This window comes from Halogeometricum sp. S1BR25-6 (genome assembly GCF_031624495.1).
Lineage (GTDB): Archaea > Halobacteriota > Halobacteria > Halobacteriales > Haloferacaceae > Halogeometricum > Halogeometricum salsisoli.
On sequence record NZ_JAMQOP010000004.1, the window covers coordinates 358,938 to 381,386 of the forward strand.

The 22,449-nt window shown below is 67.6% G+C and carries 19 protein-coding genes; 10 read left to right on the plus strand and 9 right to left on the minus strand.

Annotation, left to right across the window (positions count from 1 at the left end):
• Positions 1 to 37: 37 nt before the first annotated feature.
• Complete coding sequence (locus NDI76_RS18915; RefSeq protein ID WP_310925730.1) at positions 38 to 1,366, minus strand: extracellular solute-binding protein; 1,329 nt, start codon at positions 1,364 to 1,366, stop codon at positions 38 to 40.
• Between the two features lie 203 nt (positions 1,367 to 1,569).
• Here NDI76_RS18915 and NDI76_RS18920 point away from each other — a divergent pair, with 203 nt between their 5' ends.
• Entirely contained in the window at positions 1,570 to 4,278 is a 2,709-nt protein-coding gene (locus NDI76_RS18920; protein ID WP_310925731.1) for a glycoside hydrolase family 2 protein, read from the plus strand.
• Positions 4,279 to 4,386: 108 nt separating this feature from the next.
• On the opposite strand, the gene NDI76_RS18925 is transcribed toward NDI76_RS18920, so the two are convergent.
• Entirely contained in the window at positions 4,387 to 5,889 is a 1,503-nt protein-coding gene (locus NDI76_RS18925) for an alpha-N-arabinofuranosidase (protein WP_310925732.1), read from the minus strand.
• Positions 5,890 to 6,832: 943 nt separating this feature from the next.
• On the opposite strand from NDI76_RS18925, the gene NDI76_RS18930 reads away from it, so the two are divergent.
• Positions 6,833 to 7,327 carry a halocyanin domain-containing protein gene (locus NDI76_RS18930; RefSeq protein ID WP_310925733.1) on the plus strand — a complete coding sequence of 165 codons (495 nt, stop codon included), beginning with the start codon at positions 6,833 to 6,835 and terminating at the stop codon, positions 7,325 to 7,327.
• Positions 7,328 to 7,381: 54 nt separating this feature from the next.
• Here NDI76_RS18930 and NDI76_RS18935 read toward each other — a convergent pair whose 3' ends face one another.
• Positions 7,382 to 7,594, minus strand: a complete 213-nt coding sequence (locus NDI76_RS18935) for an HVO_2142 family zinc finger protein (RefSeq protein ID WP_310925734.1) — start codon at positions 7,592 to 7,594, stop codon at positions 7,382 to 7,384.
• Positions 7,595 to 7,948: 354 nt separating this feature from the next.
• Here NDI76_RS18935 and NDI76_RS18940 point away from each other — a divergent pair, with 354 nt between their 5' ends.
• Positions 7,949 to 8,197 (plus strand): HalOD1 output domain-containing protein, encoded by a 249-nt coding sequence (locus tag NDI76_RS18940; protein WP_310925736.1) that lies wholly within the window; start codon positions 7,949 to 7,951, stop codon positions 8,195 to 8,197.
• Positions 8,198 to 8,280: 83 nt separating this feature from the next.
• Here the strand turns inward: NDI76_RS18940 and NDI76_RS18945 are convergent, their stop codons facing one another.
• On the minus strand, positions 8,281 to 9,318 hold the full coding sequence (locus NDI76_RS18945; RefSeq protein ID WP_310925737.1) for a zinc-dependent alcohol dehydrogenase family protein: 1,038 nt from the start codon (positions 9,316 to 9,318) through the stop codon (positions 8,281 to 8,283).
• 115 nt (positions 9,319 to 9,433) lie between these two features.
• A complete protein-coding gene (locus NDI76_RS18950; protein ID WP_310925738.1) occupies positions 9,434 to 10,153 on the minus strand; it encodes a helix-turn-helix domain-containing protein in 720 nt (239 codons plus the stop codon).
• Positions 10,154 to 10,393: 240 nt separating this feature from the next.
• Between NDI76_RS18950 and NDI76_RS18955 the strand changes: the two genes are divergently transcribed.
• The 3 genes from NDI76_RS18955 (at position 10,394) to NDI76_RS18965 (ending at position 13,218) form a co-directional block, all read left to right on the plus strand.
• The gene (locus tag NDI76_RS18955; protein ID WP_310925739.1) at positions 10,394 to 10,771 is read left to right on the plus strand and encodes a RidA family protein; all 378 of its coding nucleotides are present in this window, start codon (positions 10,394 to 10,396) and stop codon (positions 10,769 to 10,771) included.
• A 71-nt stretch (positions 10,772 to 10,842) separates the two neighbouring features.
• A complete protein-coding gene (locus NDI76_RS18960) occupies positions 10,843 to 12,063 on the plus strand; it encodes an ABC transporter substrate-binding protein (protein WP_310925740.1) in 1,221 nt (406 codons plus the stop codon).
• 84 nt (positions 12,064 to 12,147) lie between these two features.
• Positions 12,148 to 13,218 carry a Gfo/Idh/MocA family protein gene (locus NDI76_RS18965; RefSeq protein WP_310925741.1) on the plus strand — a complete coding sequence of 357 codons (1,071 nt, stop codon included), beginning with the start codon at positions 12,148 to 12,150 and terminating at the stop codon, positions 13,216 to 13,218.
• Between the two features lie 35 nt (positions 13,219 to 13,253).
• On the opposite strand, the gene NDI76_RS18970 is transcribed toward NDI76_RS18965, so the two are convergent.
• Complete coding sequence (locus tag NDI76_RS18970; RefSeq protein WP_310925742.1) at positions 13,254 to 13,871, minus strand: VOC family protein; 618 nt, start codon at positions 13,869 to 13,871, stop codon at positions 13,254 to 13,256.
• Between the two features lie 169 nt (positions 13,872 to 14,040).
• On the opposite strand from NDI76_RS18970, the gene NDI76_RS18975 reads away from it, so the two are divergent.
• Positions 14,041 to 14,628, plus strand: a complete 588-nt coding sequence (locus NDI76_RS18975; protein WP_310925743.1) for an NAD(P)/FAD-dependent oxidoreductase — start codon at positions 14,041 to 14,043, stop codon at positions 14,626 to 14,628.
• A gap of 101 nt (positions 14,629 to 14,729) precedes the next feature.
• Positions 14,730 to 15,866, plus strand: a complete 1,137-nt coding sequence (locus NDI76_RS18980; protein ID WP_310925744.1) for a hypothetical protein — start codon at positions 14,730 to 14,732, stop codon at positions 15,864 to 15,866.
• A 35-nt stretch (positions 15,867 to 15,901) separates the two neighbouring features.
• On the opposite strand, the gene NDI76_RS18985 is transcribed toward NDI76_RS18980, so the two are convergent.
• The 3 genes from NDI76_RS18985 to NDI76_RS18995 are packed head-to-tail and all read right to left on the minus strand — an operon-like array spanning position 15,902 to position 19,474.
• Entirely contained in the window at positions 15,902 to 17,491 is a 1,590-nt protein-coding gene (locus tag NDI76_RS18985) for a glycosyltransferase family 39 protein (RefSeq protein ID WP_310925745.1), read from the minus strand.
• Between the two features lie 2 nt (positions 17,492 to 17,493).
• On the minus strand, positions 17,494 to 18,885 hold the full coding sequence (locus tag NDI76_RS18990) for an arylsulfotransferase family protein (RefSeq protein WP_310925746.1): 1,392 nt from the start codon (positions 18,883 to 18,885) through the stop codon (positions 17,494 to 17,496).
• A 52-nt stretch (positions 18,886 to 18,937) separates the two neighbouring features.
• A complete protein-coding gene (locus tag NDI76_RS18995) occupies positions 18,938 to 19,474 on the minus strand; it encodes a metal-dependent hydrolase (protein ID WP_310925747.1) in 537 nt (178 codons plus the stop codon).
• A gap of 111 nt (positions 19,475 to 19,585) precedes the next feature.
• On the opposite strand from NDI76_RS18995, the gene NDI76_RS19000 reads away from it, so the two are divergent.
• Complete coding sequence (locus tag NDI76_RS19000; protein ID WP_310925748.1) at positions 19,586 to 21,553, plus strand: ABC transporter substrate-binding protein; 1,968 nt, start codon at positions 19,586 to 19,588, stop codon at positions 21,551 to 21,553.
• Positions 21,553 to 22,392 (plus strand): phosphatase PAP2 family protein, encoded by an 840-nt coding sequence (locus NDI76_RS19005; protein WP_310925749.1) that lies wholly within the window; start codon positions 21,553 to 21,555, stop codon positions 22,390 to 22,392. Before NDI76_RS19000 ends, NDI76_RS19005 begins: the two co-directional genes overlap by 1 nt.
• Positions 22,393 to 22,449 lie beyond the last annotated feature (57 nt).

Genomic DNA, 22,449 nt, shown 5'->3' on the forward strand with positions numbered 1-22,449 from the left:
GAGTCGTGAGTCGGTTGCTGTATCCGGGCGAGTCGAATCATTGGACGGCCGCGTTCCACGCTTCGACGCCCTGCCGAACGGCCGCGTCGACGGGTGTGTTCTGGGCGTAGGCGTCGGTGATCCACGTCCAGTTGCTCGTCGCGTACATGTCGGCGTTTCCGAGTTGCGGCCAGTAGGCGAGTTGCCCGTCTTCCGCCATCTCCGCGTAGGACTGCAGGGTCTTGTCCCAGAGCGCCGACTGCCGGAGGTCGTCGCTGTTGAGAATGGGGTTGTACGCCGGGAGGTGGCCGGCCTGCGCGCCCCACGAAGGGTTCTCCTGGGTGATCCACTCCGCAGCGTCGACCGAGAGCTGCACCCGCTCGTCGCTCAGGTTCGGCTGTTTGGGAACGACGATAGTGTGGCTGTCCGCTGTCGACCGAAGCTGCTGAGCCTCCGGGAAGACGCGGGGTTTGTCGAATCCCCACTCGTAGTTCTGCTCCTGCATGACGGTCACGTACCACGTCCCGTTGACGGTCATCGCGATCGACCCGTTTCGGATGCCTCGGGCCACCCGGTCGGCGGAGATGTCGGCGTTGTCCCAGCCCCGTTCGCCGGAGATACTTGCCAGAAAATCGAGCGAGCGAGTCCCGGCCTCGCCCCCGAACGTCGCCTCCGTGTGGGCGTCGTTGAACATGCTGCCCTCGTACTGGTTGAGTCCCATGAACCACTGTCTGAAGCCGCCGCCGCCGCCCCAGTAGGGGTCGGGGCTGAACGGAAGCGCGTCGGTGTTCTCCAGGATGGCGTTGCACGCCTCGCGGAACTTCGGGAAACTGTCGATGGGGGGTTCCACTCCCGCCTCGCGGAGGAGGTCGACGTTGTAGTACAGCCCCACGGGGTGGGAGTCCATGGGGACGGCGTACTGACCGCCGTCGATACGACAGGAGTCGAGGATGGTCTCCACGTAGTCGTTCGAGTCCAAGTTGTCGCTGATGTCGACGAGCGCGTCCTGAAACTGCCGGAGGTACGACGCGTGCGAGATAGCGATGTCGGGGGGTTTTCCGCCGGTCATCGACGTGAACAGCCGGGTGTAGTGTTCGGCCCACGGGGTCCGCTGACGGTTGATCCGAACGTCTTCGCCGAGCGGCCGTTCCCGATTGAACTTGTCGATGATCGACGCCATTATCTCTCCGTCGCCGCCGCCGAACAGCGTCCAGTAGTCGAGGACGGTTTCGTCGCTGCCCTGTCCGCCGGCGACACCGATGCACCCGCTGAGGCCGCCGACGCCGGCCGCACCCGCCGCGGCGAGGAACCGGCGACGACCGAGCCGGGATGATTCGCTCCGGCGACTGCTGCCGTCTTCCGCGCGCTTCGTGGTGCCAGGTACCATTACTGTAGAAACGCGATGCTTAATTATAATAAAGGTTGTTTCTCCCGCGAGAGTATGTCCGCTCGGTTTAGGGACGCGTCGGCCGTCCCCCGTCGGGGGATTGGCCGCGGACACGGGTGCCGGCGACACCGTCGGACTCGAACACCCGAACGGTCCAGCCACGAGTGCAAAGGGTGATGTACGACCCCCGAGGGAGTGGTACCATGCAGCGCACGACACTCAGACGCGAACCGACGCGCGAACTCTCCGGCGACTGGGAGTTCGCGACCGACCCGGAGGATGCGGGCCGAGCGGAGGGGTGGCACCGCCCCGACGCGGCGTGGGACGACGCCCGCGAGGTGTCGGTCCCCCACGCCTGGCAGGAGGAGGCGGACCTGCGGGAGTACGTCGGCGTCGGGTGGTACCGACGGACGGTCGACATCGACGCGATGGAGGACAACCGGCGGGCGGTGTTGTACTTCGGCGCCGCCGACTACGACGCCACGGTCTGGGTCAACGGCGAACGCGTCGGCCGCGACCGCGAGGGGTACCTCCCCTTCCGGTTCGACGTCACGGACGCGCTTGTCGCCGGGGAGAATACGGTCGCCGTCCGCGTCGAGGACCCCGAGGACCTCTCGGAGATTCCGCACGGAAAGCAGGGGGCACCGTGGTACACCCGCGTCAGCGGACTGTGGCAGCGAGTCGACCTCGTGGTCGTCCCGGAGACGCGAGTCCGCGACGTCCGCGTCACGCCCGACCTGAGCGACGACACCGTCCAAGTCGACGTTCGCGCGGAGACCCCCGACGGAGCGTCGTCCGCGGACCTCTCGGCGGACGTGCGGGTTCGCTCGGAGGGGGTGACGGTCGCGAGTCGAACCGGTCCGGTCGACGGCGACGGGACGGCGAAGGCGACGCTCTCGCTCGACGACCCCGACTACTGGACCCCCGACGACCCGCACTTGTACGAAGTCGCGGTCGGTCTCGACCGCGGCGACGACCGAATCGACGCGTACGCCGACACGTTCGGCATGCGGAGCGTCGAGCGGTCGGGGGAGGAACTGCTCCTCAACGGCAACCCGCTGTCCGTCCGGGGAGCGCTCGACCAGGCGTACTACCCGGACACGCTCTATCGCCCCGCCGACCTCGACACGTTCGAAGACGAGATACGCGCCGCGAAGGAGATGGGGTTCAACCTCCTCAGAAAACACATCAAACCCGCCCACCCGCGTTTTCTCGAACTCGCCGACGAGATGGGGATGCTCGTCTGGGAGGAGCCGGCGAACCCGAGCGCCTACACCGACGCGTCCCGGGAGGCCGTCCGGAGCCAGTTCGCCGGACTGGTCGAACGGGACTTCAACCGGCCGAGCGTCGTCGCGTGGAGCCTCTACAACGAGGAGTGGGGAATCGGGGGTCGCTACGACGACGAGGAGGAGTCGCTGTGGACCGACGGCGAGAAGCAGGCGTTCCTCGCGAGGTTCTTCGAGTCGGCACGCGAACGCGACCCGACCCGACTGGTGTGCGACAACTCCGGGTGGGCGCACGTCGTCACCGACCTCAACGACTACCACGAGTACTTCGTCGTCCCCGACCGCGCCGACGCGTGGCGCGAGCGACTCGACCACATCGTCGAGAACCCCGCCGAGAACTACGGCGGATACGAGGACCACGGCGGGGGCGGCCCCGCGCCCGAGCGAACGCCGCTTCTGGTCTCCGAGTTCGGGACGTGGGGGCTTCCCTCGGTCGACGCGCTCGAAGCCCACTACGGCGGCGAACCCCACTGGTACCGACACGAGTTCCTCTCGGGGCCGAAGTCGCCCGCGGGCGTCCGGGACCGGTTCGAGGCGAGCCACCTCTCGGACACCTTCGACAGCCTCGACGACGTTGCCGACGCGTGGCAGCGCCGCGAACTTCGCTCGGTCGCCGAGAGCATCGCGGACATGCGACTCCACGACGGCGTCGCGGGGTACGTCCTCACCGAGTTGACCGACATCGAGTGGGAGTTCAACGGTCTCCTGGATTACCTCCGCGAGGAGAAGATACCCGCCGACGCGTTCGCGCGGGCCAACGCGCCGGTCGCGGTGCAGGTCCGCCCCGACGCGCACGTCTGCTGGGACGACGGGCGAGTCGAGACCGACCTCGCGGTCGTCAACGACACCGACGAACGCATCGAGGGGAGCCTCCGGTGGGAAGCGCTCGGCGAGGGGGGCGAGACGGGCGAAGTCGACGTCTCGGTCGAGCCGTTCGAACGCGAACGAGTCGCGGACGCGGTTTCGGTCGACGCCCCGTCCGTCGACGGAGTCCGGGAAGGGTCGGTGAGCGTCGAACTCGTCGGAGCGGGCGTCGACGCCGTGGACGAGGCGTCGGTCACGGTCGTCTCGCGCGACGTCGGGTTCGGCGACCGCGCCGTCTACACCGACCACGACGGCCTCCGAGAGGCGCTCGCCGACTCGGACGGGCCGTCGGTCGTCGACAGCCCCGCGGACGGCGACGTGGCGTTCGTCACCCGACTCGACGACGCGACCCGCGAGTTCGTCGAGGACGGCGGCGCGGCGGCGCTGCTCCCCGACTCCGAGGGTCGGATGGCGGGGGGCGAGGAGTTTTCCGTCGTCGACCTCCCGGAGGCGGAGAGTTGGAACCTCTGTGCGTCCTTCGTCACGCAGACGCTCCTCGCCGACGTCGACGTCGTGCCGGGGTGGGCGTTCGAGGGGCTCTACCCCTACGCGTACGTTTCGGACCCCGCCCCCGGCGACGAGGTGCTCGCGGGGTACACCGAGGGATGGCTGGCGAACACCGGGGCAGTCGCGCTCTCGCGGCCGACGGGGGAGGGCCGACTGGGTACGTGTACCCTTCGCGTCGTCGAGAGATACGGCTCGCATCCCACCGCAACCGCGGTGCTCGCTGCGCTCGCCGACGAACTCCACGACGAGAGCTGAATCGAGCGTACGGCGCGTGGCACGGTGCGCACCGTGCGACGCGACATCGGGGAGTCGGAAACGGAAGAGTGGAAGAGATGCTGAGTCGAGGACGGCGGGTCCGTTCGACTATCGAACGGTGATACCGGCGACCGTCCCGGGTTCGAGGTCCGCGACGAGTCGGTCGTCCTCGACCGAGACGTCGAGTTCCCGGCGCGTGAACTCCTCGGCGTTGTCGGCGGTGACCGCCACGTCGAGGTCGTTGTCGGCGAACAGCACCTCCGCGTCCACGTCGGCCGCGTCCACGTCGACCCCCTCGAGGGCGACTTCGACCGTGCGGGCGTCCCGGACGTCGAGGTTGGTGAGCGTGACGTACGTCCCGTCGTCGCCGAGCGACGCCGAGGCGCCGACCAGCGGAAGTTCCTCGTCGTCGACGTCGCGGGCGGGCGCGTCGACGGACGTAGTGACCGCGTCGTTCCCCTTGTGGGGGGCGTACAGGTCGAACACGCGGTAGGTGGGTCGCGCCCACGCGTCGTCGCCGTCGGTCTCGACGAGACACTGGAGCACGTTCACCGTCTGGGCGATGTTCGACATCGTCATCACGTCGGCGTGGTGGTTGAAGATGTCGAGCACCGCGGCGGCCGACAGCGCGTCGAGGGCGGTTCCGGGCTGTTCGAGGCCGTTCTCCGAGACGGCCTCCGTGTGCCACGTGCCCCACTCGTCGATGATGATGCCGATGTCGTCGGTGGTCGCGACCGCGTCGACCGCCGCGGCGATGCGCTCGATGTGGTGGCTCATCTCGAGCGCCTCGACCAGCATCTGGTCGTAGTCCTCCTCGTCGGTCTCGGAGTCGACGATGCTCATCGTCCGGCCGTAGTAGTGGTGGAGGGTGAGATGGTCGAGCGGGAAGTGGACGCCCCACGCGCTGTTGCCGACCTCTTCCATGAACCGGTGGTTCCACTCGTGGTCCTCGAAGCCGCACGCGATGAGTTCGAGGTCGTCTTCGAGCATCAGGTTGTCCATACTCCCGACGTACGTCGCAAATCGGCGGTACTCGCGGGCGTACTGTTCGGGACTCATCCGTCCGCCGCAGCCCCAGTTCTCGTTTCCGAGACCCCAGAACTTCACCCCGTACCCGTCCTCGTGGCCGTTCTCCCGACGGCGGTCGGCGAGTTCGGTGTCGCCCTCGTAGTTGCAGTACTCGACCCAATCGGCCGCCTCCTGCGGGTCCCCCGACCCGACGTTGGCCGCGAGGTAGGGTTCGGTACCGAGGCGTTCGCAGAGTCGCAGGAACTCGTCGGTCCCGAACTCGTTGGTCTCCTCCGGCACTTCGTCGACGTCCTGCGCCCAGAAGAGGTTGCGGCGGCGGGGTCGGTCCTCGACGGGGCCGACGCCGTCCTCCCAGTGGTAGTCGTCCGCGAAACAGCCACCGGGCCACCGAAGTACGGGCATCTCCAGCGATTCGAGAAGCGAGACGACGTCGTCGCGGTAACCGTCCTCGTCGTCGCTCTCGCTCCGCCAGACGCCGTCGTAGATACACCGACCGAGGTGTTCGGAGAAGTGACCGTGGACTTCAGGTTCGATCCGGTCGATAACCGCTTGGGTATGGACTGTAACCTGCGCGTTCGTCATGCGATGGTCCGGTGCTTTCCCCGAGGTCATAAATGAATCGATAGTTCGTGGTATTTCGAGGCGGCGTCCGCGGATCACGGTCCGTACGGCGGAGAAGGCTAACCGTTCGGCGCGAGCATCGATTGACAGTCGTTAGCAGTATTCGTTCTGTCATCAAGAACGCCGCAGCGCTGATGAATTATCGCTAAAATCGCGGGATAGCCCCCTTGAATGGGACTGTATCAGCCGAAGGAACTGTTCTCAATAAAAGAACTGAGATCGGACGGGTGTCCCGGAGGGAGTCGGGAGAACTGCTCGGAAAGCGTTCGGAGACCGGACGGTCAAGATGAATATGGAACAATACTATTGCTGTAATGTATGGGGACCAGAAAAGGAACGAGAGGTGAAAGCGAATATCACGAGGATTGGCATCATAGCACAAGTATTGTTCTTTAAACGAGAACGTGAGATGAAGAGATAATTACCGGCGGTTTCTTGATTGTGTCCAACTTTATATATCGGATTACGGATCGGTGCGAGGGAGTGCACTCAAAAACTCCGGGACTGAGCTCGCGAGATGTGAAGAGAATTCATATACGTGCTACGAGTCGTTTGAAAGTGATACCTGAGATTTTATACGAGTGTAGTGCATATTACAGAACTTTCTTTGGTAAATATACGGATATTTGTTATTATTCTCTTCATTTCTTGCATAGAAGGTAGTTGTACCTCGCTGTGAGGTGACAGAGATAGTTGCACAAGCTGCGCGAGAGACACGATAGAAAACAACGCTTTCGTAATATAGTAGCTGAGTACGGTCGCCCGCGGGATATTCCGTCACATATAGAAGGACAAAATGTGGTCTCGGGTCGGCGGCACGCCGAGGGCCGAGTGGGACCCGGTCGGCGCCGGTCCAGAAGGAAACCGAGAAATAGCGGCGCGGCGACGGATAGCGGGAACACTCGTGAACGACGAACGCACTTCCAGGCGGCACCTCCTGCGGGCCGTCGCCGCGATGCTCGCCGCCGGACCGTCCCTCGCCGGATGTGTCGGCGGGGAAACGGGGGCCGAACAGGCGGAGACGACGGCCCGAGGCGACACCGAACCGAACGACCGGACGTTCGACGGGTGGTTAGAGGGCGTCGCGAACGCGGACACTCTCGTCGACCGGACGGACGCTTCGGACGTCCGCGTGCACGTCGGTACCGAAGGGGACGGCGGCTACTTCGCCTTCGCTCCCGTCGTCGTGCGCGTCTCTCCGGGGACGACGGTCACGTGGGAGTGGACGGGGGCCGGCGGCGCGCACAACGTCGTCGCGGAGGACGGGTCGTTCAGGAGCGAACTCACGGGCGGCGAGGGAACGACGTTCTCGCACGCGTTCGACGCGCCGGGCGTCGCGAAGTACGCCTGTCTGCCGCACCAGTCGATGGGGATGAAAGGCGTCGTCGTCGTCGAGTAAGTCGGTCGAACGCGCCGCAGGGACCGTTCGCGGAAACCGCGGCGTCCGCCGAAGTCAGTCGTCCGCCGCGGTCGCGGGGTCGTCGGGACCGGCGGTCTCAGGACTGCGGTCGTTCGCCGCATCCCCGACGTAGACGTCCTGTCGATATCGGCAGTTGTGACAGAAAAACTGGGCGTAACCGGCGGACTGGGTGCCGCTGAACAGCAGTTCGTCGCCGCACACCGAACACCACTGCGGAGGAATGTCTCGGGGACGTTCGAGGCTCATCCCCGGATAGATACTCCGAAGAGAATGTCAATGTATGGGTAGAGGATGTCGAGAAATTCAACTATTCAGATAGTTTTGAGAGCGACTGAGCGTCCCCGATACGAGACCCGGACGTCGCGGAGAACAGCGGACGTTCGGTCGCACGACCTGCAGAGTATTCCTGCAGATTGAGTGTAGGTACTACTATTGAGAATTTCGTGCTAACTGTTATACCACTCGAGCTATCATATAGACGTGTAGTCGCAGTCGTTCGGCGCGACGCGTTCGGTGGTTCCCGACGCGGCGATGCTCGAAACGCTGTCGACAGGGAGAACACCTATGTCACAATCGTCATCCAACGAAAGAACTGCCGCGGTGGGAGACCCACAGATTCGCGAGAGCGCGACGCTGGAAATCGTGTCGCTCGTCGCAGAGGCGAAGGGCTGCCGACCGTGGGAGCTTCAACCGCTCTCGCGCGTGACCGATCCCGACGCCATCGAGGACCTGTTGAAGGCATCCTCGGACGCGAGCTTCGAGATCAGTTTCGACTACGAGGGCGGGCGCGTGACGGTGACGCCTGACGGCGAAATCGCCTACGAGTTCTCCGAAAAACCTCCGACGTAACCCGCGTCGGACGGCGGGAATGAGACACCGTTCGGCGATCTGGGCATCTTTTTAGTGATTCGGAACGACGCGTGAGCGACCGTTCAGGGCTTGACGAGGACTTTCACCGCCTCGCGGTCGTCCATCGCGGCGTAGCCCTCCGGAACGCCCTCCAAGTCGACCGTCTTCGTGAACACCGGGGAGGGGTCGAGCGTCCCCTGCAGCACGTCCGCCATCAGTTCGTCCGCGTAGGCGCGGACGGGGGCGACGCCGCCGCGGAGAGAGATGTTGTTCCCGAAGAACTCGTGGAGGTCGAGGCCGTCGCCCATCCCGTGCGGGACGCCGACGTAGCCGACGGTCCCCCCCGGACGGCAGACGCCCGTGGCCGTCTTCATCGCCGAGGTGGCGCCGACGCACTCCAGGACGTGGTTCACGCCGCCGGTCGTCATCTCGTTCACGCGGTCGATAGCCTCCTCGCCGCGTTCGGTGACGAGGTCCGTCGCGCCGAACTCCTCGGCGATATCGAGGCGGTCCTCGTGGTGGCCGATGGCGATGATGCGCTCGGCGCCGAGTCGCCGCGCCGCGAGGACGCCGCAGAGTCCGACGGCCCCGTCGCCGACGACGGCGCAGGTCGAACCCGCTTCGACGCCCGCGTTGACCGCGGCGTGGTGGCCCGTTCCCATCACGTCCGTCAGGGGAAGCAGGGCTCTGAGGGTGTCCTCGTCGTCGGCGTGGCGGTCCGGGACGCGGACCAGCGTGCCGTCGGCGCGGGGACAGCGGACCATCTCCCCCTGCGCGCCACCGTTGTCCCCGCCCCACGAACCGCCGTCAGTGCAGGAGGTGTGGAGTCCTTTGCGACAGTACTCGCACTTCCCGCAACTGATGACGAACGGCGCGAACACGCGGTCGCCGGGTTCGACCGACCGAACCTTCTCGCCGACTTCCTCGACGATGCCCATCGGTTCGTGTCCGACGGGCGAGGGGGCGTCTCGGTCGCTCTGGCCGCGGTAGAACCAGAGGTCCGACCCGCAGACGGCGGTGTGGGTCACGCGGACGATGGCTCCCCGCGGCGAGTCGAGTTCGGGGTCTTCGACGTCTTCGACGCGGACGTCCTCGGGGCCGTGGTAGACTGCTGCGCGCATACGTCGACTGCGCGAGAGAGACGCAAAAATCTCCGCACTGCGGCCGTGCTTTCTGACAGCGACGCGGGCGCGACTCCGCGCGCCGTCCGGGCCGAACGTCACTCGTTCGCCGCCCTCAGAGCGCCGCGTCGACGAACTGCTCGACGATGAGGTCCTCCGCCGTCCGCAGTCGGTACTGCACGGTCGACCGGGGCGCGTCCAGCAGCGACGCCAACTCCGCGACGGTCACGTCCCGCGGGCGGGAGTAGTAGCCGTGTTCGACGGCCGTTTCGAGCACCTCCCAGTGCGCGGGCGACAACTGCGCGGCGACCCGCGAGTCGACGTCCCAGTTGCCGGCGCGGGAGAGGTGCGACACTTCGAGGGCGAGTCCCTCCCGGAGGTCCGACTCGATGGCGTCGTACAGGTCGCCGATGGGTTGTTCGCCCGGATAGAGGATGCGCCAACGGTACTCGCCGTCGGTGCGCCGGGACTCGAAGACGACGCCGTCGCCGAGGTGGTCGACGACGTGGTGCGGGATAGAGTGACAGCGGTGAACTTCCTCCCGGTAGGTGTAGACCGTTCGGGCGTTCGTCTTCCGGTCGAGGACGTGGTACATCCGAGCGGTGTCGCAGTTCACCACGTCGAAGCACTCGTTGCAGCGGTCCTCGTCGAGGAACAGGTCGTCGAACGACGCCAGCGCCTCCTTCTCCCCCCGGACGTGGTCGATGCGCCACATCCGGTCGTGGGTCGTGAAACAGGTCGAAGAGCGCGTGGTGAGCGCCGGGTACTCGAAGAAGAGGTCCATCAGGTCGTCCGCGCCCCGTTCGAACGTGACGACGAACTCGAACTCTCGCATGGGACGGGCTTTCGACCGGACGAACTTAGCTTGTGCTAACTTACTCGACCGCTCGGACGAAGAATGAGAAGCGCTCGAATGGGATGATAATTCGGTGCCGATATCGGGTCTAGCAGGTGCTAACGACAGGTCGATGGACGTGGTGGACCGAGTAACTATCGTGAATCAGACGACAGACGTTCGAGAGACCCGATCGCCGCCGGCCGACGCACCCGAACGGAACGACGCGGAGAGAGACCGATGAACGGAGACGTGACGCGGTACGAGAGCGACACCCTCGACGCCACCGCGGGGTACGGCGTCCGGAAGCGAAACTTCCAACTCGTCTTCTTCGACGGGAAGTTCCCGACCCGCGCGGACGCCGACGGGATGGACCTCGAAGAACAGACCGCCGACGCCCTCGAACACGTCGAGACGGCGGTCCGGCGCGCCGGCGTGAAGATGGACGACGTGCTTCGGACGACCGTCTACACGACGGAGGCGGACCGCACCGACGACATCGAGGCGGCGTACGAGACGTACTTCGCGGACCGACGACCCGCGATGACCGTCGTCGGAGTGGCCGACCTGCCGGACGGCGCGGCGGTCCAAATCGAGGCGACGGCCGTCGAGCGCTGACGGCGGGACACTACGTTTTAGGCGCACCGAAAAACCGGAACGGTTTTGTTGTTTTAGGGTTGCCTAAATCTATGGCACGAGACGACGAGGAGTTCGAGCGGCCGACGCGACGGAGATACCTGGCGTACGGCGGGGCGCTGGTGGGCGCCGGACTGCTTACCGGGTGCGCGGGAAGTGAGTCCGAGTCGACGGCGACGAACGCAACCGCAACCGCGGCGGGAACGGGGACGTCGACCGGCACCGCAACCGAAGCGAACGAATCGACCGCGACGAGCGAGGAGTCCTACGCGGTGTCGATGGAACCGATGGGCGAGATGGCGTTCGACTCGGTACCGGAGCGCTGGGTTGCCTACGACGGCGGCTACGCGGACATGGCCGTTGCGCTCGGACGCGGCGACGCAATCGCCGGTATCGGCGGCGCCGACCGCTACTACACCGACGCGTACGACGAACTGCCCGGCGTGGGCGTGAACGAGGCGGCGCTGGAGAGCCACCCGGAGGTTCGGACCAAAGAGGAGTTCTACGAACTCGACGCGGACGTGCACCTGTACGACCCGTACATGCTCGTCAACTGGTTCGATTGGAGCGAGGGAGACGTCGAGGAGGTTGCGACGAACGTCGCGCCGTTCTTCGGGAACCTCATCTTTCGGCGCTCGGACGAGTGGCACGACTACCGCTACTACACGCTGTACGAGGCGTTCGAGAAGGTGGCCCGGTTGTTCCGGGAGACGGAGCGCTACGAGGCGTTCGCCTCGCTGCACGAGGAGTTTCTCTCCGACCTGCGGTCGCGACTGCCGCCGGAGTCCGAACGACCGAACGTGTTTCTCACTTACGAGGGCACCGACGAACCCGAGACGTTCTCGTCGTACCGCCTGCACGACAAGGGGACGAGCAAGAAGCAGTGGCGCGACTTGGGCGTCGCGGACGCCCTCGACGGCACGGACATCGAGAACCTGAGCACGACCAACCGCGGCGAACTCGACTACGAGACCCTGCTCGAAGTCGACCCGGACGTGATACTGATTCGCGGGCACGAACGCGACTCGGCGGCCGAGTTCCGCGAGACGGTGCTGGCGTACATGCGCGACCACGCCGTCGGCGGCGAACTGACGGCCGTACAGGAGGGGCGCGTCTACCGGGGCGGGTACCTCAACCAGGGGCCCATCCACAACCTCTTTCTGACCGAACGCGCCGCGAAGCAGCTCTATCCGGACGAGTTCGGCGAAGTGACCGGCGACGCGGACCTGTTCGACCGCCGGCGGGTCGCCGACATCATCAACGGGGAGTTCTGAGCGGTCGCGGACGCCGGCCCTCGGTTCCCCGCCGCTTCGGCCCGAAACAAAGCACCTATTGGTCCGCCCGGAGTCGTCCGGTGCATGAGCGATACGAGTGTGAAGAACGAAGAATCGATTCGTAACGACGGGCGAGCGGGTCCGCTCCGAATCGCCGTCGTCGGCGGCGGCTACATCGGGACGACGGTCGGCGACCAGTTCGTCGAACACGAGGACGCGAGCGTCGTCGCCCTCGTCGACATCGACGAGTCGGTGCTGGCGGAGGCCGGCGAGGAGTTGGGGGTCGACGCGGACTCCCGCTACGACGACTACGAGACGATGCTGGACGCGGAGTCGCTGGACGCCGTCCTCATCGGGACGCCGCACACGCTGCACTACGACCAGATTCTCGCCGCGTTCGACCGCGACCTGCACGTCTTCTGCGACAAGCCGCTGACGACGGACCTCGACCAGGCGCGCGACCTCGTAGAGCGAGACGAGAAGCGCGAGGAGGTGCTGATGGTCGGCTACCAGCGTCACCTCTACGAGGCGTTCATCCGGGCCCGCGAACTGTGGGACGAGGAGGACCGCGAACCGCGCTGGATAACCGCGGAGGTGTCGCAGGACTGGGTCGACCGCTTCGAGGGCGCGTGGCGGCAGAACCCCGCGCTCTCCGGCGGCGGCTACCTGTACGACACGGGGAGCCACCTGCTCGACGGCGTGCTCTGGAGCACCCGACTCACCCCCGAGGCCGTCTCGGCGAACATGCAGTTCATCGACGACGAGAAGGAGGTCGACGGCCGCGCGAACGTCACGATTCGGTTCACGAACGGCGCCACGGCGTCGTTCTCGCTGTCGGGCGAGACGCCCTGCATGCGCGAGCACATCCGGATGTGGGACGAGCAGGGGGCGATAGCGCTCAACAGCAAGGACTGGGAGCCCAGCGAGTACGTCGAGATAGACGAGGAGAGCGGTGAACACCGCCCGCGCCTCCCGCGCGCCGACCAGCAGACGAAGGCCGAGGCGTTCCTCGAAGCGATCGAGACGGGCGAGGAACCCGCGGCGACGGCGCTCGACGGCCTCCGGGTGACTGCCGTCACCGAGGCGGCCTACGAGTCCGCCCGGAGCGACGGGTCGTTCGTCGCCGTCGACCCCGAGGACGTGGCGCTGGACTGAACTCGACCGACACGCAGAGGGCGGAGGGCGTTGTTCTATTCCACGCCGCCGACGCCCGAGGCGGCGTCCGGCAGGTCGTGCGCCGTCGCGTCGAGTCCGAGGGCTTCGAGCGCCTCCGCGAGGTGTTCGTCCTTGGCGTAGTCCGCGCCGTCGGCCTCGCGTATCTCCTGGGTCTTCGCGAGCACCTCGGCGCGCCGGTCGTCGGGGATGTCGTATTTGTCCGTCGAGAGTTCGATGACGAGACCGTTGTTGTCGTGGGTGTACAGCGAGTAGAAGATGCCCCGGTCGAAGATGTTGTAGTTGCGGCCGTCGTCCTCGATGGCCTGCACCATCTCGCCGAACTCCTCGGGGGCGACGCTGAAACAGAGGTGGTGGACGGAACCGACGCCGCCGCGTTGGCCCCCGCGGTTGGACTGCCGGTCGTCGCTGACGAAGAACGTCACGATGCGGCCGTCGCCGGTGTCAAAGAACAGGTGCGTCTGCGAGGGGTCGTCGAGGTTCGGTTGCCGGAGGACGAGGCGCATCCCCAGGAGGTCGCGGTAGAACGCGACGGTGTCCTCCTCGTTGCTTCCCCAGATGGTCACGTGGTCGGTGCCGGTGGTGTGGAAGGGGCTGTCCGGGAGGTCCGCGGTGACGGGATTCTCTTCACTCATATCAGGACGTACACGCGGAACGACAATAAGTCGGGTAGTAACATTCGAGTCTCCCCGTGCGGTGCGTGCCGGTCCGTTCGGCCGCCCGTCGGCGACGACCCCCGTCGGTACCGGCGAGAACCCATAGCCGTACAAACACATTTTGCGCTGAAGCGAGTGTCCCCCGGACATGGCAAACGTAATCGTCGTCGGAGGCGGTCCCGCCGGTCTGAGCGCCGCGATGTTCGCGCGGAAGAACGGTCTCGAAACCACCGTGTTCGACACCGACAAGACGTGGATGCACAAGGCCCACCTGTTCAACTATCCCGGAATCGGCTCGCAGGACGGAACCGTGTTCATGGAGACGCTCCGCCGGCAGGTGGACGCGTTCGGCGTCGAACGCGAGGAGGCCGAGGTGACCGACGTGTCGTCGGACGGCGACGGCTTCACCGTCACCGTCGACGGCGAGGACCACGAGGCCGACTACGTCGTCCTCGCGACCGGCGCGAACCGCGACCTCGCGGAGTCGCTGGGCTGTGACCTCACCGACGAGGACACCGTCGACGTCGGCGTGACGATGGAGACGAGCGTCGAGGGCGCCTACGCCACGGGCGCGATGGTCCGCACCGAGGAGTGGCAGGCCGTCATCGCCGCCGGCGACGGCGCCGCCGCCGCGCTCAACATCCTCTCGACGGAGAAGGGCGAGAACTACCACGACTTCGACGTGCCGGCCGACGCCGACGAGACGTTCGGCGGCATGGTCGACGAGGACGTCTGAGCGGTCGCCGCGCGGACCCGTTTCTCTCTTTATTTCGACAGTTTCGCCCCGTCCGAACGGAAACTGCAAAGAGCGTCGGACGCGGTGGGAGTACCGGACCCGTGCGATACCACCGAAGCGCAGTGCTCGTCGGCCTCGTCGTTCTCGCCCTCGCGGGGAGCATCCTGCTCGGCGCGCCCGGGAGCGAGGAGACGGTGCTGCCGCGGGAGAACCAACTCATCCAACCGGAGGACACCGGGACGCAGGTGTGGCCGTACACCAGTCGGAGTCGGTCCGTGACGGGCCGAACCCTCGCGCTCAACGTCCTCATCGTCGGCGACCCCGACCGGACGAAGCGGGCGCTGACGAACCGCGCGGAGACGAACTGGACGACCGTCGAGGGTGACGAGGCCACTGCCGGCGAGTCGGAGTGGCAACCGGCCCGCGGCGCGTCGCGCTACACCTACGTCACCGTCGACCCGAACATCACCGGCCGCTGGTTCGAGTCGGAGTACCAGTTGGCGACCGGCACCTACCTCGGCCAACGAGTGCACATCCGCGCGTACCCGGCGCCCTCGGGCAACTGGACGGCGTTTCAGGCGCACACCGAGTACTGGGATTGGCTCCGCCTGCGGCACACCGTCACCGGCGTCGCCCCCGGCGCCAGATTCCTCGAACGCGACCTGCGCGACGAACCGTTCGTCGAGCGCATCAGCCGCGAGTACCACGGTCTCGGCGGGGGCGGCAGCGACGGCTGGATAACGATAATCGAACTCGTCTCGGCCGCGGGCGCGGCCGGCGCGGCCGCCTCCATCGTACCGCTCGGGGACCGACACCGCGACGTCGCCGACGCCGCCGTCCTCCCGGTGACGCTCGCGGGTCTCGTCCTAGGCGTCCGGTCGGCCGGAATCGCGCTGGAGCACGCGATTCCGGGCGTCACCCCGAAACTGTTCGCCGCGGTGCTCTACCCCGTCGTCGTCGCCGGCCCGCCGTTCCTCGTCACCATCTTCGCGCGCGACCGGCCGGCGACGCGGTCGGCGCTGCTCGCCGCCGCGGGACTGGGCGCCGGCGTCGTCCTCGACCTCGGCGCCGTGGGCGCGACGACCGTCTCCGTGCAGTTCGTCCTCCACCGGGTGGCGCTGGTCAGCGCGCTCGGCCTGTTCGCGGTCGGCGTCGCGCGCCAGGACAGGCGGACCATCAGCGCCGGAGCCGTGGCGTGGCTCGTGGCGCTGGGGCTACCGCTGTTCGGCATCGTGTGAACCGAAACGGTGAGTGAACAGGGTCGACGAGGCGGCTACTCCTCGCCGAGCGAGCGGTAGATGGCGACGCCGTCGTTCTCGAAGGCGAGTTCCCAGCGCTGCGAGGCCTCGAAGGAGCGTTCGAGCGTGCCGAACTGCACCTCGCTGGCGCCGCGGACCGTGTAGTGGCCCTTCGGGACGTAGACGTAGTCGGGGTTCGCGTCCACCGACTGCATCGCCGTCTCCACGCAGGTTGCGCTCTGACAGGTCGAGGCGTTCACGTAGGCGTCCGTCTGCCCCTCGTACACCTCCGGCTCCTCCCACTCGACGCCCCACATCCCGACCAGAATCGTCCGCTGGGTCAGCGCCGGGAACCACTCGGCGGCGTCGCCGAGGACGACGAACGTCGCGTCCGACGGCGTCTCGGCCGCGGCCCACGCCATCGCGTCCACCGCCTCGTCGTCGAGGAACTCGGGCGTCGAGGGGTCTGACGGGAGCGTGTTCTGGTAGGCGAGAACCGTCCCCCCGCCGAGGGACGCGACGACGACCAAGAGCGCGACGCCCGCGGCGCGCCAGTCGAGGCCGCCCGTCCGGCCGTCGAGGGTCCGCGCGAACCGTTCGGTGGGGGAGAAGCGACGCACGGCGTCGAAGCCGGCGGCGACGAGGGCGAACGTTCCGACGGTGTAGACGAACCGGGGCTGTTGGAACAGCAGTTCCGCGGCGGCGACCCACGCCGGGAGCAGTAGGTCCCGGCGGACGGCGAGGAGGTAGGCCGCGGCGAGCAACGGGACGAGCGTGTACAGCGAGATGCCGCCGAATATCGCCTCGACGCCGCCGCCGATGCCGCCGTGGGTCCCCGCGGCGGAGGTGAACACGTCGGGACCGTGCGTGGAGACGGCCCAGAGGAGCCACGGGCTGGCGATGACCGCGCCGCCGACGCCGACGACGGCGCCGCGGAGGAGACCGGCGAGCGAGCGGTCGAGCACGAGCCAGAGCAACAGGTAGCTCACGACGGTGAACAGGGTGTACGTCGGGTGCGACAGCACCGTCAGTCCGAAGGCGACGACGCCCGCGACCAGTGCGCGGCGGTCGCCGGTCGTAAACAATCGGTAGCCCGCGCAGATGGCCGTCAGCGCGTACAGGAAGGCGAACCCGCGGACGACCCCACCCGCCGAGAGGTGCCACTCCAGTATCTGCGGGTTCAGCGCGACGCCCGCCGCCGCGACGGTCCCCGCCGGCCGCGAGTCCAGCAGGTCGCGGGCGAGCACGTACACGGGAATCTGAACGGCGACGACGGCCACCGCGGGGAGGAAGCGCGCGACGGCGACCGGGCCGAATCCGATGTCGCGGAGCACCGCGAACACGTAGAACTGCAGCGGCGGGTAGGCGAAGGGGACGCCGTCAGCCGTGTAGCCGGGGATGCGCGCCGGCGGGAGGTAGCCGTTCGCGGCGATTTCGCGGGCGATCTGCGCGTACAGGCCCGCGCCGTAGGCCGGGTAGGGGTTCGTCGCGAGGTACACGGCAACGGAGACCAGTGCCGGGAGGACCGCCAAGACGAGCCACCTGCGGTCGCGCACGTCGAGGGGGTGGCCGCCCTCGTGCCGGGGTGAGCGGGCGAACCGGGAACGAAGCGAAGAGTCTGCCACGTCTACTTCCTCCGAACGCGGAGCGGCGACTGAAAGCTAACGGTACGGCTCGACCAGCGGTACTCGAGCGTCCCCCAGACGGCGAGCGACCCGAGGAGCGCGAGGACGGCGAGGCCCTCGAGGAAGCCCACCCAGCGCGGGAAGGCGTAGGAAATCGCGTTGCGCACCGTCGCCGGAACCAGCGACGCGACGCGCGAGGTCAGCGTCGGTTCGAGGTCCGACGCCGTCCGCGAGGGGAGGCCGAGGCTCGCGGCGCTCTCGCCGCCGGCGCTCTCGTCGCCCGTCCCGAGTCGTTCGGATTCGTAGGGGAAGCCCACGGAGGCGGTCCAGACGACCTCCCCCTCCTCGTCGATTTCGAACGTGCGGTCGCCGTTCGAATCGGTGATGAGCGTGTGGCCGTTCGGCAGGCGGTCGGCGTCGCGCGGCCACTGCATCCGTCGGTCGACCCACGTCCACGACTCGACCCACTCGCCGTTCTCGCGCTGGTACTCTATCACGCGGCCGTTTTCGGAGTCCGCGACGAGCAGCGCCGGACCGCCCTCGTCGGCGGGGATGAAGTCGGGGTTGTGCTGCTCGTACAGTATCGAGTGATTGTCGTCAGTCCCGAGGGTCCACTCCTCCATCAGCCCCCGTCCGGGGTCGATGAACACGACTTGGTCGTGGTTGCGGAGGCTCACCATCACCGCCCGTTCGCCGTCGACGGTGACGGACTCCACGTCGTTGAGGTGCGTCCAATCTTCGGGAAACGGCCCGCCGCTGGTCGCCACGTCGAAATCCGACTGCGCGTCCCACTCCCACGTCGTCAGGTTCGTCGTCGTGTTGACGACGAACACGCGGTCCTGGTAGATGTCGGCGACGAGGAGGCGGTCGGGACCGAGGCGGTCCACGTCGTGCCACCGGGTGGAGTGTTTCCCCGGCGTGATGCGGCTGAACACCTCTTCTGACTCGCCGGTGGTGAGGTTCACCCGTTCGACGCCGTTGCGGGTGCAGACCGTCTCGCCGCACTCGTCGGCGTCGAGGTGGTCGGCGTAGACGAACTCGACGGTCGCCGTCGTGTTCGGGACCGGGTCGACGTCCCAGTACCGGGTGTGCTCGTTCTGGTAGTAGTAGATGCTGCCGTCGGGCGCGAAGGCGACGAGTTCGGCCTGCGCGCGGGGACTGTCGCTCTCGTCGCTGACGAACGCGTTCGAGTCCGTCGCCACGACGGTGATATCGTCTCGGGGCGGGACGACCGGTGCCCGGTCGCCCGTCCGGAACGCCTGTTCGACCGCCGGGTCGCCCGTCACCCGGTCGTTGTTCCGCTGCGCGTCCACGTAGCCGACGGCGAGGACGACCGACGAGACGAGGACCACCGCCGCGAGCAGACCGCGGAGGGCTCGCCGATTGGAAGCCATTACGCGCAGTTCTGCCGTGGGGGTAATAAGGAAGGCGTCTTACGGTCGCCGGTCAGCGGCGGGGGGTTCCGGGCGTCTCGGAGGCGTCCTGAGCCTCCGCCTCCACCGCGCCGCCGGCCGATTCCGTCGCGTCGGTCGACCGGCGGCCGACGACGATGCCGAGGGCGACGACTCCCCAGAGGAGGGCCGCGCCCCACCCGGAGTGAATCGATGCCGCGACGCCCACACGCTCGGTCGTCAGGGGGTAGAGCCACGCGACGCCGCTCTTCGTGAACGAGTCGACGAGGAGGTGCGAGGAGAGGCCGAGCGCCGCCGCCCCGGCGGACCACCGCGGGCGCCTCGCGGCGGCGACGAGGGCGACGACGGCCGCGGCGAACGCGAGCGTGTGCGTCAGTCCGCGGTGGTTCAGCGGGAACGCCCACGCGAGCGGGAACAGCAGGTCGACGTCCGGGAGGACGGCGCCGACGACGCCGGCCCGCGGCGGACGGTCGGTGAACGCGACGACGAGCGCGTACCCGACCGCGGCGTGCGTCGCAACGGCGAACAGGAGGTACGCGAGGTGGTCGAGCGCGGGACCGAGAAGCGACACGGTCGGCGGTACGGCGAGTGTACTTATGAAAACGGGGTTCGTAAGTTCCGTACGAACACCGACTCGGATTCCCAACGGATAAGAGCGAGCCGAGAGGAGTGAAGAGAAGAGATGCCACAGTCGTCGCCCTCCACGGTCCGTCGGCGAGCCGTCCTCGGGACGCTCGCGACAGGCGTGACTGCGCTGTCAGGCGGGTGTGTGCGCCGGTTGCGGACGGTCGCGGGCTGGCGGTCGGCGAACCAAGTCTCGCTCGAAATCAAAACCGTGCCGGCCGACGCGGACCCCTACGCCCTGCGCATCGCGCGTCAGGTCGCGGCGTGGTTCCGGGCGGCCGGTATCGACGCGCAGGTCACGCCGATGGCCAGCGAGGAACTGCTCCGGCAGGTGCTGGTGCAGAACGACTTCGAGCTGTTCGTCGCGCGGCTCCCCGACCAGTTTCACGAACCCGACGGACTCTACTCGCTCTTGCACTCGCGGTTCGCCGACGCCCCCGGGTGGCAGAACCCGTTCGGCTACGCGAACCTCGACGTCGACGACCTGCTGGAGACGCAGCGCACGACCACCGGCGAGGAGCGGCGCGAGGCGGTGTACGAACTCCAGCGGAGCATCGCGCGGACCCAGCCGTTCACACTCCTCTCGTTCCCGGACGACATCCGCGCGGCGCGCACCGACAACTACGGGAACTGGCGGACCGCCGACCTCGACTCCCCGCTGGGCTATCTGTCGCTGACGCGCAGCGGTGGCGACGGCGACAACGCCGCCCTCGCGTCCGGTACGTCGACGTCGAACGGGGCCGACGGAACGGCCGGAGCGGTCCCGAACAGAGGCTCGAATGCGTCGTCGCCGACCGCGACCCCGACCCGGACGCCGACGCCGACTCCCACGCCGACGCCGACCGACGTCGCGACGACGACGGACGAGGCGCGCACCCTCCGGACGGCGACAACCGACAAGCGGGCGACGGAGAACCTCAACCCCCTGTCGGTCGAGTACCGCCGCGACGGGCTCATTACGGGCCTCCTGTACGACTCGCTCGGCGTCGAAACGGGCGACGGCGTCGAGGCGTGGCTGGCGGAATCGTGGGCGTTCTCCGGGGGCGGAAACGCCCCGAGCGCGTCCGTTCGGCTCCGTCCGGACCTGACGTGGCACGACGGCGAGTCGCTCACCGCCGAGGACGTGGCGTTCACGCACCGCCTCCTCGCGGACACCGCGATGGAGACGGGGACGACGACCGAAGACGAGAGCGACGCCCGCATCCCCGCGCCGCGGTTCCAGGGGCGGAACAGCCTCGTCGCCGACGTGCGCGCGACGGGGACCCGCACCGTCGAGTTCGACTTCGTCGAGTGCGAACCCCAACTGGCGACGCGCGCGTTCACCGTTCCGGTGCTCCCCGAACACGTCTGGACGGAGCGGACCTCGCGGGCCTCGGTCAGCGGTATCGAAATCGGCCCCGCAACCGAGGCCATCGTGACGAACAACATCCCGCCGGTCGGGAGCGGTCCCCTCGAGTTCGCCCAGAACACGCCGCGGGAGTCGCTCGTGCTCGAACGGTTCGACGAGCACTTCCTCTTCGAGGCGTCGGCGGAGGCGGGCGTCCCGGCCCGACCGCCCGAGTTCGAGCGGTTGTCCGTGCAGGTCGTCGGCTCCGACGCGACGGCCGTCGAGATGGTGGCCGACGCCGACGCCGACGTGACCGGAACGACCGTCGGCGCCTCGACGGTCCCGCGCATCGGCCGCGCGCCGGACCTCGAACTGCTCGTCGGGCGGTCGGAGACGCCGTTCATCCTCGGACACAACGCCGGCCGGTCGCCGACGACGAACCCCCGGTTCAGGAACACGCTGGCGCGACTCGTCGACCAGTCGTTCCTCGTGAACGACGTGTTCGGCGGCTACGCCCGACCCGCGGTGAGTCCGCTCGCGGGGACCAAGTGGCTCCCCGACGACCTGCGGTGGGGAGACGAGAACCCCGTGACGCCGTTCATCGGGAGCGACGGGGAACTGAACGTCGACCGGGCGAGGGAGGCGTTCCGCGACGCGGGCTATCAGTACTCCGACGGACGGCTATTGGAGGGCAACTGATGGCGCTCGTCGACGTCGTCCTGCAGGTGGGGGCGGGCGTGTCCGCGCTCCTCGTCGTCGCCGCGGTGCTCGTCGTCGGACCGTCGCGACTCCGAACCGCCCCCCGGACCGTCCGGTCGAACGCCCGCGCCGTCGCCCCGACGTTCGTCGCCCTCGTCGCCGTCCTCGCCGCCAACGGCGTCATCCGCGACATCGGCGTCGAACTGTCGTGGCTCATCGGGCTGAACATCACCGGCTACATTCACGCCATCGAGGGAAGCACCGTCGCGTTCGTGCAGTCGTTCGCGACGCCGGCGCTGACCGCGTACTTCGGGTTCGTCTACATCTTCGGCTACGTGTTCCTCCTCGTGTTCCCGCTGGCGGCGTACGCGATGTACGAGGACGCCCGCCCCCTCCGCGTCGTCCTGTTCGCCTACATCGTCAACTACGGCGTCGGCCTGCTCTGTTACATTCTGTTCGTCGCCTACGGCCCGCGGAACTTCATGCCCGACATGGTGGAGCCGCTCCTGTACAACAGTTGGCCGCAGGCGCAGTTGCTGACGAGTCAGGTGAACGTGAACACGAACGTGTTCCCCTCGCTGCACACCTCGCTGTCGGGCACCGTCGCGCTCCTGGCGTGGCGGTTCCGCGGCGTCTACCCCCGGTGGGTACCCGTCGCGCTCTTTCTGGCGGTGTCCATCGCCGTCTCGACGATGTACCTCGGCATCCACTGGGCGACGGACGTGGTCGCCGGTGCGCTCGTCGCGTTCGCGAGCGTCGAGGCGGCGAGCCGCGCCGCCGACCGACAGGAACGGGGCGAGAGCCTGACGCCGACTCGACTCCGGAAACTGCGCGAGTAGTCGAAGAGCGGCGATCGAGATCGAGACCGGGACTCACCGCCGCGAGTGTCGAACCCG

Coding starts and splice junctions, on each gene's coding strand:
- NDI76_RS18915 (WP_310925730.1), bottom strand. CDS start 1,366: ATGGTACCTGGCACCACGAAGCGCGCGGAAGACGGCAGCAGTCGCCGG.
- NDI76_RS18920 (WP_310925731.1), top strand. CDS start 1,570: ATGCAGCGCACGACACTCAGACGCGAACCGACGCGCGAACTCTCCGGC.
- NDI76_RS18925 (WP_310925732.1), bottom strand. CDS start 5,889: ATGACGAACGCGCAGGTTACAGTCCATACCCAAGCGGTTATCGACCGG.
- NDI76_RS18935 (WP_310925734.1), bottom strand. CDS start 7,594: ATGAGCCTCGAACGTCCCCGAGACATTCCTCCGCAGTGGTGTTCGGTG.
- NDI76_RS18945 (WP_310925737.1), bottom strand. CDS start 9,318: ATGCGCGCAGCAGTCTACCACGGCCCCGAGGACGTCCGCGTCGAAGAC.
- NDI76_RS18950 (WP_310925738.1), bottom strand. CDS start 10,153: ATGCGAGAGTTCGAGTTCGTCGTCACGTTCGAACGGGGCGCGGACGAC.
- NDI76_RS18955 (WP_310925739.1), top strand. CDS start 10,394: ATGAACGGAGACGTGACGCGGTACGAGAGCGACACCCTCGACGCCACC.
- NDI76_RS18960 (WP_310925740.1), top strand. CDS start 10,843: ATGGCACGAGACGACGAGGAGTTCGAGCGGCCGACGCGACGGAGATAC.
- NDI76_RS18965 (WP_310925741.1), top strand. CDS start 12,148: ATGAGCGATACGAGTGTGAAGAACGAAGAATCGATTCGTAACGACGGG.
- NDI76_RS18970 (WP_310925742.1), bottom strand. CDS start 13,871: ATGAGTGAAGAGAATCCCGTCACCGCGGACCTCCCGGACAGCCCCTTC.
- NDI76_RS18975 (WP_310925743.1), top strand. CDS start 14,041: ATGGCAAACGTAATCGTCGTCGGAGGCGGTCCCGCCGGTCTGAGCGCC.
- NDI76_RS18990 (WP_310925746.1), bottom strand. CDS start 18,885: ATGGCTTCCAATCGGCGAGCCCTCCGCGGTCTGCTCGCGGCGGTGGTC.
- NDI76_RS19000 (WP_310925748.1), top strand. CDS start 19,586: ATGCCACAGTCGTCGCCCTCCACGGTCCGTCGGCGAGCCGTCCTCGGG.
- NDI76_RS19005 (WP_310925749.1), top strand. CDS start 21,553: ATGGCGCTCGTCGACGTCGTCCTGCAGGTGGGGGCGGGCGTGTCCGCG.